This is a genomic window from Actinomadura citrea (assembly GCF_013409045.1).
Lineage (GTDB): Bacteria > Actinomycetota > Actinomycetes > Streptosporangiales > Streptosporangiaceae > Spirillospora > Spirillospora citrea.
Window position 1 is genome coordinate 6931518 of sequence record NZ_JACCBT010000001.1, and the last position, 13408, is coordinate 6944925.

The window sequence follows — 13408 nt, forward strand, 5'->3', positions numbered from 1 at the left end:
GACGCCGTGAGCGACGACACGGTGCTGCGGGTGCCCCGGCCCGCCGAGATCCGCGACGAGCTGCTCGGTCTCGTCCTGAAGGATCTGCACGGGCCGCTCGCCGGGGAGCGCGAGGAGTTCGGGGAGCGGCCCACCGACCGCTACATCCTCGGGCGGCTCGCGCCGGACGGCGAGGTGATCGAGCCAGACGAGCAGGACGAGAACGCCGACGGAACCGGTGGTGACCACGGCGAGGACGATCGCGACCGCAACGCGCCGAACATGGTCAGCCTGGCTCCGTCGTCGCTCGGGTGCACCGTCTACGTGTCCGGAGACGTCCAGGAACTCGTTGTCGAGGCCGACTGGGCCTACCACGAGCGCGTCTACCCCGAGGATGAGGACGCCTCGGGCCCGGTGTGGCGACGTGTTCCCGAGCACGGGTCCGCATCCCTGAAACTGCGGGACGGTTTCCTGTCGGCGGAACAGCTCACCTCGGAGCATCCGGAGGTCGTGGTGAGCGGCCGGGCCCGCAGGCTCGACGGCAACTGGCTGGTGTCGGTGTTCCTGGTGAACGGCAGGCCCAAGCCGTCCCAGCTGGCCGACTCCGCCTGGATGTTCCAGGTCCGATTGAGCGTCACGGGTCCCGGCGGCGCGGCGGTGTTCCTGCCGCGGCCCGCGACCGTCAGCGGCGGTGACAACGCCGACAAGGCCGAGCAGAAGCGCCTGATGATGGCGTACCGGTTCACGCCCGAGTTCGCCGTCGGTCACAGCACCGGTGTGCGGGTCACGCCGGCGCCGGACGATCCAATGCGCGCGGTCCGGGTCGAGACGGTCGCCGTGGCCGACCACGAGGTCCCCGCCACCGGCGTCCCGGACGTGAAAACGGACGCCGACCTGCCCGAACTCGCCGACCTCGTGGTCGACATGAGCGACCTCGCGGGCCTGGCGGGCAGCCCGGCCGACGACCTTCGGGGCGCGCTGATGCCGCTGGTCACCGGGTACCGCGCCTGGGTCGACCGGCAGAGGGCCGGGCTCACCGATCCGGCGCGGCACCTGGCCGGGTACACCGCGGAGGTCGACGAGACTCTCCGCAAGGCTGTGCGTGCCGCCGATCGGATCGAGGCGGGCATCCGGCTGCTGGACGACGACCCGGCGGTCCGCCGCGCCTTCGCGTTCGCCAACCGGGCGATGCATCTCCAGCGCGTGCACACGATGGCCGCCGACATCCGCGCTAAGGAGCCCGACCGGCCGCTGGACGACGTGGTCGCGGCTGTTGATGTGACGAAGAACCGGAGCTGGCGGCCCTTCCAGCTGGCGTTCGTCCTGCTGAACCTGCCGTCGCTGGCCGATCCCGCCCACGAGGAGCGGACCGACGGCCACTCGGCGCTGGCCGACCTGCTGTGGTTCCCGACCGGTGGCGGCAAGACCGAGGCGTATCTCGGGCTGACCGCCTTCACGCTGGCGATCCGGCGGCTCCAGGCCCCCCTGGGCGGCCTCGACCCGCGCGCCGGCGTCGCCGTCCTCATGCGGTACACGCTGCGGCTGCTGACCATCCAGCAGTTCCAGCGGGCGACGGCGCTGATCTGCGCCTGCGAGACGCTCCGGCGCGATGACGAGGCGACGTGGGGCGCCGAACCGTTCCGGGTCGGCCTGTGGGTGGGCGCCCGGGTGACTCCGAACCGCACCGACCAGGCCTCCGAATGGCTGAAGCAGCACAAGGGCAACCGGAAGCGCCCCGTGGTCAGGCAGGGCTCACCCCACCAGCTGACGAGCTGCCCGTGGTGCGGCAGCCGGATCGAGCCGGGGCAGGACGTCCACGTCGACATGACGCGGCGGCGCACGACCGTCGTCTGCCCGGACGTGTTCTGCCCGTTCGGGTCGGCCGCGGGCCCCGAGGGCATCCCGATCGTGGTGGTCGACGAGGAGATCTACCGGCTGCTGCCGAGCCTTGTCATCGGGACCGTCGACAAGTTCGCGCAGCTTGCTTGGAAAGGCGAGACCATCACGCTGTTCGGCCGGGTCGCGTACCGGTGCGAACGGCACGGCTACGTCACCGAGGACCTCCAGAACAACGACTGGGAGCTGTCCGGGACGACGGCTCCCCACCCGGCGAAGGGCGACGCGCCCGCCGCGCGGATCGTCCCGGTCGGGCGCCTCCGCCCGCCCGACCTGATCATCCAGGACGAGCTGCACCTGATCTCCGGGCCGCTCGGCTCGATGGTCGGCCTGTACGAGACCGCGGTCGACAAGCTCGCGACCTGGGACCGGGGCGAGGGGCGCAAGGTCAGACCGAAGGTCGTCGCGTCCACCGCGACGATCCGGCGCGCCGAGAAGCAGATCAGCGCCCTGTTCGACCGGCGCACCGACCTGTTCCCGCCGCCCGGCGTCGACATCGGCGACGGCTTCTTCGCCCGGCAGCGGCCCACCGCCCCGGACGCGGCCGGGTACGCGCCCGGCCGGCGCTACGTCGGCATCTGCGCGCACGGCACCCGGTTGAAGTCCACGCTCATCCGCGTCTACGTCGCGGTGTTGGGCGCCGCGCAGGCGCTCCACACCAAGTACGGCGAGAACGAGGTCACCGACCCGTACATGACCCTCGTCGGCTACTTCAACAGCCTCCGCGACCTCGCGGGGATGCGGCGGCTGGTCGAGGACGACGTCTCCACCCGGCTAATGCGGGCGGACGAGCGCGGCCTGGCCAAACGACATGATCCGCTCCCCCAGGAGCTGACCTCGCGGCTTTCGTCCCAGCAGATCCCCGAGGTGCTCGACCACCTCCAGGTGCCGTTCCGGAAGAACCGCCCGAAGGGGGAGCGCCGTCCCATCGACGTGCTGCTGGCCACCAACATGATCGCGGTCGGGGTGGACGTGTCCCGGCTCGGCGTGATGGTGGTGGCGAACCAGCCGAAGTCGACCGCCGAGTACATCCAGGCGACGAGCCGTGTCGGGCGGGCCGCGCCCGGTCTGGTCCTCACCGTCTTCAACTGGGCCCGGCCCCGGGACCTGTCCCACTACGAGTCGTTCGAGCACTTCCACCAGACGATCTACCAGCATGTGGAGGCGCTGTCGGTCACGCCGTACGCCGAGCGGGCCGTGGACCGCGGGCTGACCGGGGTGCTGATGTCTTTGGTGCGCGATCTGGACCTGTCCTACAACGGCAATCTGAAGGCCGCGGCGTTCGACCGGAACAACAGCCTCGCCGACCACGTCGTCCGGTCCGTTCGGCGGCGCGCCACCGACGTCACCGGAGACAACGCGGTCGGACGGACCGTCGAGCACCTGCTCGACGCGCGCCTCGACCAGTGGCACAGGGAGCGCCTCATCCCGGGGCGCAGGCTCGCCTACGACAAGCCCCTCGGCGCCGGGGCCGACACCGCGGGGCTGCTCCGCCGGCCGGAAGAGGGCAAGTGGAAGCCGATGACGTGCCCCACCTCGCTGCGCGACGTGGAGCCGGGGATCAGGCTGCTGCTGCTTCCCGAGGACGACGGGCTCTCGATCGTCGACGAGCCCCCGCACGTCCCGGTGGAGACCGACGACGAAGAGGACGGAGCGACCTCATGACGGTCCAGCCGCTACGGGTCGGCGAGCTTCGGCCCAACCAGCTCCTGCACACGTTCGGGGTCGGTGCGGTCGCCGACCTGCCGAACCTGTCCGTCGTCATCGGCGGGCTGGACGACTGGGACCTCGCCAAGTCCGAACGGGTCCGGGAGGACCGGCTCCTCGCCGCCGTGCGCAGGGAACTGGGCGACCAGGTCGAAGCCCTGCGCACGCCGCCGCACATCCCGGAGACCAGCGACCCGTTCGCCGAGTGGAGCCGGGTCGGCGTCCCCGTGCGCCTCTTCCCTCGCTGGCTGCGCTGCTCGGGCTGCAACATCCTCGCCCCCGTGGAGAGCGGGCTGTTCAAGCTGCTGCCGCACTCCTACTCGCCCGAGCGGATCCGGTACATCCACGAGTGCCGGGGGCGAGGCGGGAACCGGCCCGTCGTCGTTCCGGCGCGGTTCGTCCTGGCCTGCGAGCGCGGCCACCTCGACGACTTCCCCTGGATGTTCTACGTGCACGGCGGGGCCGTCCCCGAAGGCGGGCAGCACACCCTGAAGCTCCAGGAGCGCGGCACGACGGGCGAGGCCGCGAACGTGTACGTGAGCTGCGAGTGTCAAACGGACAAGTCCGGCGGCCGGTCCATGGCTCCGGCCCTCGGCCCGGAGGCATGGCGCAGGCTGCCGGCCTGCCGGGGCCGCGACCCCCATCTCGCGTCCTTCAGCGAGTGCGGTGAACCGACCCGCACCCTCGGCCTCGGAGCGACCAACTCCTGGTTCGCGATGCAGTTGCAGGCCTTCACGCTCCCCCGCGCGGACGACGAGCTCACCCAGAAGATCATCGAGAACTGGCCGCAGCTCAGCCTCCTGGTGCCGCTCCCGGACGAGATCGTCAAGGGTCTGGTCGTCGAGCTCACGTGCTGGCAGGATCTCGAAGCGTTCGGCGCCGACAAGGTCCTCCAGGCGATGCGCAGGCGGGCCACCGAGACCGACGACGAACCCGCCGACGAACGCGACCTCGACACCCCCGAATGGGAGGCGCTGACCCGCCCCGACCCGGTCGACCTTCCCGACTTCACCATCCGCAAGGAGAAGGTTCCGACGACGACGCGCTCCTGGCTGCACGAGGTCGTTCTCGCTCCGCGGCTGAGGCGGGTGTCCGCGCTCTACGGCTTCACTCGCATCGACGCACCGGAATGGGACGTCCAAGCGACCGATACCGACCGGCGCGTCCGGCTGTCCCGCGAAGCGCCGACCTGGGTGCCCTGCGCCGAGACGCGCGGTGAGGGCATCCTCCTGCGCTTCCAGGAGGACAGGATCGCCGCCTGGGAACAGCGGCCGGAGGTCCTGAAGAGGCAACGCGTCCTGCGGCTCGGGCACGAGCGCTGGCGCGCGCAGCGGAAGATGTCTCCGGGCGACTGGCCCGGCATGCGCTACGTCCTCCTGCACACCTTCGCGCACGTGCTCATCCGGCAGTTCGCACTGGAGTGCGGCTACAACGCCTCGGGCATCGCCGAACGCATCTACGCCCGCTCCGGTGACCGCCCCATGGCGGGGATCCTGCTCTACACCGCGGCACCCGACAGCGAGGGCACGTTCGGTGGACTGGTCTCGCTAGGGCGCCGAGACCGGCTCGGCGACCTCATCGGCCAGGCGCTCGACGCTGCCCGCCTGTGCAGTTCCGACCCGCTCTGCGCGCAGCACGACCCGCGCCCGCACGGCCGCCTGTTCGGCGCGGCCTGCCACGCGTGCCTGTTCGCGGCCGAGACGTCCTGCGAGCACGGCAACCACTACCTCGACCGAGCGCTGCTCGTGGACACCGTGATCGACTCCGACATCGGCTTCCTCGCCCGGTGACCCCGGAGCTGGCCCGCGTCGTCGCCCGGCTGGCCGAAGAACTGCCGCCGGGGCACATCGAGGAGTGGGCGCGGATCCTGCGCGGCCACCGAGCGCCCGGCACCGACCTTGAGGCACAACTCATCGAGGCGGGGCCGGGCTTCGCGGCCGGTGTCCGCGCCGCGCGGCTCGCTCGGGCATGGCGGGAGGCCGAGCCACGTCCCCCGGGGGAGGCCGTCGCGCTGGCGCTGGAGACCGGGGCCGTCCTGCACGCCCGGCATGCCCGGCGCCAGACCGACGTCGTCGTGAGCGGGCCCCTGAGCGACCGCCCGGCGGTCAGGCTCACCGGCGCCGTCGTCACGGAGATCATCAGGAGCAGCAGGTCGGCTCTGCTCGTCGTGAGCTTTGCCGCCTTCGGCGTGAGCGAGGTCGTCCGCGAACTCAAGGACGCCGCGGCGCGCGGCGTCCACATCGACCTCGTGCTCGAAAGCCCCCGTCAGGAAGGCGGAGCGCTCAGGGGAACCGGCGCGGCCGCGGCCTTCGCCGCGCTGCGCGACTCGGCCACCTTCTGGACCTGGCCCGCCCGCCACCGGCAGGCGGCCGGCGCATCCCCCGCCGCGCTGCACGCCAAGCTCGTCGCGGCGGACGACCGGGTCGCCTTCCTCGGCAGCGCCAACCTCACCGACCGCGCGCTGGGCGACAACATCGAGCTGGGCGTGGTCGTGCGCGACCCGGCGGCCGTGCGCCGCATGGTCGGACACTTCCGCGGACTGATGCGTCCCGGTCAGGGGCCCCTGGAACCGGTCTCGCGCTGATCCGCGCCGGTGATGGAGAAGTCGCGGACGGACGTGAACTCCGTACGCTTGCCAGTTCGGGCCAGAGTCCCGACGATCCTGACCGGGAGGCCGTCCCGGCTGGCTTGCAGGGCCTTGTTGAAGTCCTCCGGCGGCAGGGGCACTCTGACCAGTCGCCGCTGGCGGTCCTCGCTCGCGATGTTGGCGCCGCGAACGATGATCCAGCCGTCGTCGGTCGGCCGGACCCGCTGCAATCGCCAGACCGTCCCCACGACCACGGCGTCGCGGTCGATTCGATCACCTATACCAAGGTCTTCACCCGCCTGGGCGAGCACCGACGCCATGGACGCGTCGAAGCGGACGGGCGGTGTCGCGATGCCGGTCGGATTCCGCAGCGCCCAGGCGAACCGCATTTCGAAGGGCTGGTCCTGCTCGGTGCCGCCGAACCGGCCCAACGCCCTGCACAGCTGTGCGGAGATCCCTTCACCGACCCGGTCCGCGAACGGATCGAGTTCGGAGGTCTCAAGGGCTTCACTCGACGCCGCGTGGGCCGCCTGGATCGCGCTGTAGAGCCGCAGCATGACCCGGCGGCCAAGAGGCTGGGGAACGCTGAACATTGCGCCGTCGTCCTCCGCCAGCGGAACCTCGACGGTGATGATGTAGCTGCCGGCTTCCGCCGGTCCCAGCCTTGCCTTCTTCGGAAACTCCTCCACCTCGGCGAGCTTGCGCCGTGGCAGGCGGACGGCGGGCTCGCTCAGCACCGCGTAGGCCCCGGCGATGAGCATCTCCCTGACGCCCGCGTAAGCGGCCGCCCCGTCCGCCACCGAAATACTGCCGGTCGGCGCCGGCGGCTGGGTCCGGACGCGGTTGCGGTCGACGTTCACGGTCGTCAGGTCCCGGAGGATCTGCTCGCGCGGGCGCCCTTCGGCCTCGGTGAGGGCCTGGAGAAGATTGATCATGCGGAGTTCGTAGTCCCGCACTTCAGCGTCCTGCGGGATGACGACCTCGAAGTCCTGGTCTCCCTCACTGACCGCCCACAGACGCGACGACCCGATCCGGTCATAGGCTTCCCAGCCGCTGTGTGAGAGATAGGTCCTCACGTCGTCCGGCGGGATCGCGGCGAGCGTCCGGCGCAGATCCTCCTCGACGGTCATGAAGCCTCCAGCGACGTGACCGGCCTGACCATGAGCGCCAGCAAGGAGTCGACGGTGAGCAGGTTCCGCTTCGGAACCGGGGCCTTGACCTCCTTGTCGCCGGGAATCTCCCATGCGGGCTGAACATCCTTGAAGGACGCCCAGTAGCAGGCCCGGTAGAGGCGGAGGCACTCGTCGTCAGCCCGAGTGTAGGCCCGGACATCCGCCGGCACCACGACCAGGAACAGGAATCGGGGGATGTCGAACGTCCCGGCCAGCTGGTTGAAATGCTTGGACTCCATCGAGTAGTTCCAGGTGTCCCCCGCCCCGGTGGGGACGCGCCACGACTTCACCTGGACATCGATCTGCGGCAGGTACGCCGTTTTCCTCGCCCCGGGGTACTTGAATGAGAAATCAACGCCATCGAAGTCGGGATCAGGTTGCGAAACCAGCAGTCCGGACGCCGCGGCAACAGTCCGAACGAACGACTCACCGAACTTCCCCTGATGATTGCTGTGGTCGAGTGCCAGCGCTGACCTCCCGGAGCCTCATCGGTCCCCCCGACCGGACTGCACACCATTCAAGCACTTTGACCACGACATCCACCAACTGCCGATAGTTCGCTTTTACGGTCACCGCAGTGGGTCACCGCACCGAGGCGGAGCCGGATCGTCCAGCCCGAGCCGGGTCAGGAGGTCGCGCGCCCCAGGTACCGGGCGGTTGAGAGGGCCATGGTTGATCAAATACCTTCTGAGCACCGACCCGTCATGGACCGCCGCCGCAGGGGTCACGATTCCCGAAAGCTCGTAATGGCGCCAGAGCGGCCCTCTGACACGGCCGCTCTGGCGAATGATCTCGATAGTGATCAGCTTGCGCGGCTGCCAGAGCGCGAGAGCCCACAGTCCTTGGTCATTGCTCGCCCACGCCCCCACCAGCGTCGCCTTCTCGGCCGCTGCGATCACCTGGAGTGCGACCTTCATGGGATTGGCGAAGCTTCCATGCACGTGCAGCAACGCGTCCGAGTGCCGATGGACGTCGATGCCGCGTTCGGTCAGCTCGGCGATGGCCTCGTCCAAGGTGTCGTTCTCGACGATGTCGTGCACGAGAGCGAGCACCGCCTCGGGATGGACGTACCAGCCGAAGCGGTGCTCAAGATGGGCGCCGTATTCGGCAAGAAGGTCATACTCCACGACGACGAGCAGGTGGCTGAGGGAATCGATGACCTCTCTCACCAGCAGACTCTCGCGCGTCCCGGAGTGCCGCGGGATCTCGCTGCGCACAATGGCAATGGTCACGGCCGCGAGACTTGCCGCATGCGGCTCCAGTTGCTCGGGGATATCGGTCTCGGCCAGCGAATCCAGCCCCAGGAGCAGCAGCTGGAGCCACTCCGCCTCCATGCCGGGGTCCCAGGCGTCCTGCCCCACCACGCACAGTGTGAGGCGCAGTGCCAGGAGTCGTTCGAGGGGCGGCAGTTCCGGAGCCAGCTCGGTGAGGCCGTTCGCGAAGCGGCGGTAGCGGCGCCGCTCATGTTCGCTTCGCCCCGCCAGGTTCGGGGCGAGAGAAGCTGAGCCGTCCGGCTCGTCCTGGACGAAGTTGTCGGTCTCGTCGCTCTCCAGACCGGCCGCATCATCGTCGGCGTACTCCTCGTCCCAGGAGGCGGGCACGAGGTCGGGCCCGTCGCCCTCGGTCAGGGCCGCCGGCCGGGGCAGCCCGAGCGCGAAGTGCAGAAGGGGAAGACCAAGCCGTTCGGTGCGCTCATCCAGGTAGTCACGCCATGTGGAGTGATCCGTGGTCGACCCGGACGAGGGTGTCGCGGAGCGGGCTCCGGCAGCCGGTGTGGAGGCGGCACCGGCGAGAGAGCCCCGCAGCTGAGCGAGATCGGCGAAGAACTTCTCCGCAAGTCCAGGGGTCTCCCAGAATTCCTCGGGCGTAGGCGCGGAGGAGTTCGCGCGGGTGCTGCGTCGCCGCTGCACCCGCACAGGGTCGTTGACCGCGATGATGTTGCCGAACCGTGGACCGCTATCGGTGTCGAGCACCAGCTGGAGCCTGCTGCCGGCCGCAAGGCGTACGGGCACGGTCTCGACCGGCCGGCCCGGACCGACCTGCGCCAGTTCCTGCCAATGGTCGGGCGGGGCGTCGACCGGGGAGACCCGGAGTCGCGCAACGGACGGCTGGGGAACGAGGGTCAGCCTGGTGCCGTCGTCCTGCAACTCGGCAGCCAGCAGCAGCGGGCCTGACCGAGCCGGCTTCCACTTCGGGACCGTGATCGTGCGCACGGTCGCAAACGGCACGGCTCCGCCCTCAGGGCAGAGCGACGACTCGACGGGTGCGATCACACCGAGCTCGCAATTGCCACCTGCCGACTGGTCGAGCAGTAGAGCGCGGCGAGAGAGGTTGGGGCTGCCCGTCAGGGCGAAGCGCCGACCGTCGACCTCCCATTCAACGAGCTTGCCGTGCCGGTAGCGCCGTTCACCGTCAGCACGGATCTCGCCGCCGACGCGGTCGACGAGTTCGGTCAGTGAGCTGCCGTCCAGCTCGGTGCGGCCGGGTTGATAGACGGCCACCAGGCGGTCCGGCCGCAATCTCTTCACCAACTCGGACAGTGCCGCCGAGGCGCGGTCGTAGAACGGAGCGAACACCGCGAGCTCCCGGACGGGGCCAGAGGGGAGCTGCTGGATGATCGGCTGTTCCAAGCTGCTCACGAGGCGCGCTTCCGGCGGTTCGGCTTCCGCCGGGAAGGAGTCCAGCAGATCAGCGGTACGTCCGAAGGCGGCGCAGGCGGCCGGAGTGAGGCGGTCGGGCAGCCCGGCCTGGCCGCGGAGCCAGGCGGCCAGCCGGCCGAACAGCAGCGGTGCTCCGTCGGGCCCGCCTCGGGCCACCGTCCAGATCTCGCGGTTGTCCGCCCACCCGGCCATCGTGGTGTTGCCGGATCCGATCGCCACCGTCGCTCGTCGCGGACCGGCCAGGACCATCAGCTTGGGGTGAAAGGCAGCGTTCGGCACGAAGGTCAGCGCGGCGAGGTAGCCGCGCCCCCACTGCCGGGCGGCGTAGGGGTCCGCTACCGCCACCGTGGCGTCACCTACGACGGTGACCCTGGCACCGGTCGCCTTCGCAGGCCCCAAGATGACCCGTTCGAAGAACCCCCAGTCGAGGGTGTAACTGAGGAACAGGGCCTCCTCTGTCTGCTCGTCCCCCTGACGTTCTTCCTCTAGAACCAGAGAAAGAGGCGAGACCAACCATCGTTCGCTCTCGACGGGTGTTGCAGAGAAGCCATCGTCGTCAGGCAAGGAGCGCCCACCCTCGTTCCGTGACCTTCCAGTGGCCCGTCGCGTTGGTGAGCACGCCGGCACCGACAAGTACGCTGCCGAGCTGGTCGATGCGCAGGCCGACGTCCCCGGAGCCTTCTGTCCCGACCGCGAACAGGTGACCGTCGCGGCTGCGAACTCTGCTGGGCACCCAAAGGCTGCCATCGTCCCGTCGCTGCGACTTGGCCAGCGCGATGCGCTGGGCACGAGCGAGCAGGATCCTCACCAGTTCCCTGGCGAAGTCTCGGAGATGCTGCGATCGGTGCTCTTCCAGACGGCGGCACATCCAGAGGGGGCTGAGCTCGCGGTCTCGAATCCGTTCATTGCCGATGAACGCGCGCAAAGAGTCGCCTTCGAGTTCCTTGGTGCGGCGAGCTCCGATGGCGAGGACGGCCAGCTCGGTGCAGGGCGAGGGCCAGTCACTCCGACGAAGTGCCGGTTCAACCGGAGCCGTGTGCCCGTTGCCATCGATGGACGATGGCAAATCGTCGACGAACGCGCCGACTGTCTGGTTCGGCAGTTCAGCCGCAAGACGATCGCCCAGCTCCTCAGCGGGCATGAAGGATTCGATCTGGTTCACAAGCCACGCCCAGAGACGTCGCCATGCGCCTACAACATAGTTCCGCAGCAGCAACCCCTGCCACGCGGAAGTGATGGAGAGCGACGCGGCCACCTCGTCGGTGACACCGAACTCACCGAATGCGACCGCCTCCGTGAAGTCTTGGGTGAGGCTCTCGACCTGATGGGTGGCAAGCACGCGCGCCAGCAGACTAATCGTCTCCCTGCGGTCTCGGTCGTGAGGCGTCGTCGGCCCATCCCCCACCCCACAGAGGATGGTTGAAAGCCACTGGCCGTCAGGTGCCTCCCCTGCCGTGCACAAGCACAGGGGGTCGGAAAACGCAGCAGCTTCGTCGCCGATCTCCTCTTGAGCCGCCAGTTCGAGAAGCGGACCCAGGCTGGCTCGCAACACTGCCTCGTCGCTACGTGGTCCCGGCGTCAGAGACGAGCCACCCGGCTCGAGGATCCCCAAAGCTCTCTCTGAAGCCGAGTACGGCCTCCAGAACCCCCACGGAGAACTGCTGTAACCGCCTTTGCCCGGTTGGGCCGCCTCTGCGAGCACGACCGGACTCACTCCCGCCAAAGCATCCTGTCCATGGGCCTTGGGCAGCCTGACTTCGTGATCGTGATGGGTCGACACCACGGCGAGCGCCACCTCGACACGGCGCAGCAGTTCCTGCGTGTCCTTGCCAGAAAGATCCCGCCCTACCGCCTCGTGCGCGACCAGGGCGTGTACGGCGTAATAGCGCGCATGCGGAGTCACCGTGGTCACGCCTGGGACAAGTCGATCCACCATGTTCAGCACGTGCGACTCAACCGACAAGGGGAATCGCCCCGCCACCGGCGGAAGCCCTCTTGAGCTCCAAGCCGGCCCCTCCACGAGAATGCTCACCACACACCCTGCGTTCGTTGACTATCGATGAGCACAGCCAGCCTCAACTTTATTCATACCATCACCGCTTGGCACTCACCACCTCAATTGGCTGCCGGTCGCGGTGAACCACAGTGAGCCTTTTTCAGCAGCCGTTTCGTGTGTGCTGGTCACAGCATGATCATGGACGGCGTGGGCAGCTTCGGATGTCAAGAATTCCCCGGTAGAACGGTCGATCGGGATCAAGAGGCAGTCGTACGGTCGAGCGGGCTTCCGCCTCCTCCGCCACCGCATCCTCCTCGGATTGGGGCCTCACCCTCTACACCGAAAGAGCGACAGAGACGAAAGAGCCCTTAGTCTGCACAGACTCTCTGTCGGCAGTCCCGACGATCACGTCGGACTCGGGTTTGCAGTACGGCTGCGCCGCCGTCCTCAGCCTCGCGGAGTTGCCGCCGTGCAGCGAGGCGTCACCTCGCCAGGCATCCGGAGGCTGATTCTCAGCCGCACCGCCAGCCCACGCTCACGCGGGCCGGCGAATGTCCTTCACGTTCTGCACCCTTACTCCCTTTCGATCACCGGCCAGCCCCGGCAGGTGTGTGGAGTCGGCGGTCAAGATCAGCACATCAGGCTGTTGCCCTGCCGCCTCCGCACGGTCGGCGTACATGTGAGCCGTCGCGGCGACCAGAGCGTCAACAACCTCCGTCGAGTCGAACCCCGCGTCCCCGATCAGCTTCCCGGCGGCGCGTGCGAGGTCCTCGGTGACAGGCTCAACGACCGTTCTGGTGCTGGACAGCACATGGTTCAGCTTCGTGTCCCGGTCGGAGCCGCGAAGGATCTCCGTCAGCACGACACTGGACGTGACCAAGCGTGCCTGCTTGCGCAGCGCAGCAGCGAAGAAGATCGCAACGTCGCGGTCCGTGGCCGCCTTGTTGATGGCATCGTTGTCAAGCACCAAAGTTCCGCCAAGCCTGGCAGCCCGACGGCCTCGAGCGGCGCTCACTGATCTTGCGCAGACGGCCAGGCGGCGAGGGCGGCCTGGATCTCGTCCTCGCTGAACGGCCCGTGCTGTTCTTCCAACTCGTCAACGAACTCGGCGAGGGCGTCGAGTTGGAGCTTGGCCGCGATCGCCTCATCAACGTAGGCGGAATCGGACAGGCCCAGCTTGCGGGCTTGTTCGCGGATCTCGGCCTTGCGGCCGCGGCGGATGGTGGCCGACAGCTTCTCGGTCGCGCTGTGTCCACTCGCGGCCTTGCGGCGCTTCGCGACACGAAGAGGCTGGTTGGCGGTAGTTCGCTTGGCGTCCACGACTCAATCCTACCAATGGTAGGAGCCGACTGTCCCGGCGAGAGCGGCAGAACTCACGTACGAGCTAGTGGGTCTTGGCCTGACGCAATTC

The 13408-nt window shown here is 68.9% G+C and carries 9 protein-coding genes; 3 read left to right on the forward strand and 6 right to left on the reverse strand.

All coding sequences use genetic code 11. The annotated features are described in order from the left end of the window. Nucleotides 1-6: 6 nt before the first annotated feature. Genes drmA through drmC form a run of 3 tightly spaced genes read left to right on the forward strand, consistent with a single transcriptional unit; the run spans nucleotide 7 to nucleotide 6166 of the window. Complete coding sequence (gene drmA / locus BJ999_RS31810; RefSeq protein WP_179836677.1) at nucleotides 7-3540, forward strand: DISARM system helicase DrmA; 3534 nt, start codon at nucleotides 7-9, stop codon at nucleotides 3538-3540. Continuing rightward, complete coding sequence (drmB, locus tag BJ999_RS31815; RefSeq protein ID WP_179836678.1) at nucleotides 3537-5372, forward strand: DUF1998 domain-containing protein; 1836 nt, start codon at nucleotides 3537-3539, stop codon at nucleotides 5370-5372. Before drmA ends, drmB begins: the two co-directional genes overlap by 4 nt. Next, nucleotides 5369-6166 carry a DISARM system phospholipase D-like protein DrmC gene (drmC, locus tag BJ999_RS31820; RefSeq protein ID WP_179836679.1) on the forward strand — a complete coding sequence of 266 codons (798 nt, stop codon included), beginning with the start codon at nucleotides 5369-5371 and terminating at the stop codon, nucleotides 6164-6166. The genes drmB and drmC overlap by 4 nt, the downstream gene beginning before the upstream one ends. Here the strand turns inward: drmC and BJ999_RS31825 are convergent. The 6 genes from BJ999_RS31825 to BJ999_RS31850 form a co-directional block, all read right to left on the reverse strand. Further along, entirely contained in the window at nucleotides 6136-7299 is a 1164-nt protein-coding gene (locus tag BJ999_RS31825; RefSeq protein WP_179836680.1) for a hypothetical protein, read from the reverse strand. The genes drmC and BJ999_RS31825 overlap by 31 nt on opposite strands. After that, nucleotides 7296-7808, reverse strand: coding sequence for a DUF4365 domain-containing protein (locus BJ999_RS31830; RefSeq protein ID WP_179838951.1), 513 nt, complete (start codon nucleotides 7806-7808; stop codon nucleotides 7296-7298). The genes BJ999_RS31825 and BJ999_RS31830 overlap by 4 nt, the downstream gene beginning before the upstream one ends. A gap of 102 nt (nucleotides 7809-7910) precedes the next feature. Further along, a complete protein-coding gene (locus BJ999_RS31835; protein WP_179836681.1) occupies nucleotides 7911-10565 on the reverse strand; it encodes a phospholipase D-like domain-containing protein in 2655 nt (884 codons plus the stop codon). After that, nucleotides 10558-11946, reverse strand: coding sequence for a hypothetical protein (locus tag BJ999_RS31840; protein WP_179836682.1), 1389 nt, complete (start codon nucleotides 11944-11946; stop codon nucleotides 10558-10560). The genes BJ999_RS31835 and BJ999_RS31840 overlap by 8 nt, the downstream gene beginning before the upstream one ends. A 586-nt stretch (nucleotides 11947-12532) precedes the next feature. Further along, nucleotides 12533-12964, reverse strand: a complete 432-nt coding sequence (locus BJ999_RS31845; protein WP_179836683.1) for a PIN domain-containing protein — start codon at nucleotides 12962-12964, stop codon at nucleotides 12533-12535. Between the two features lie 44 nt (nucleotides 12965-13008). Next, nucleotides 13009-13317, reverse strand: a complete 309-nt coding sequence (locus tag BJ999_RS31850) for a hypothetical protein (RefSeq protein WP_179836684.1) — start codon at nucleotides 13315-13317, stop codon at nucleotides 13009-13011. Between the last annotated feature and the right edge of the window lie 91 nt (nucleotides 13318-13408).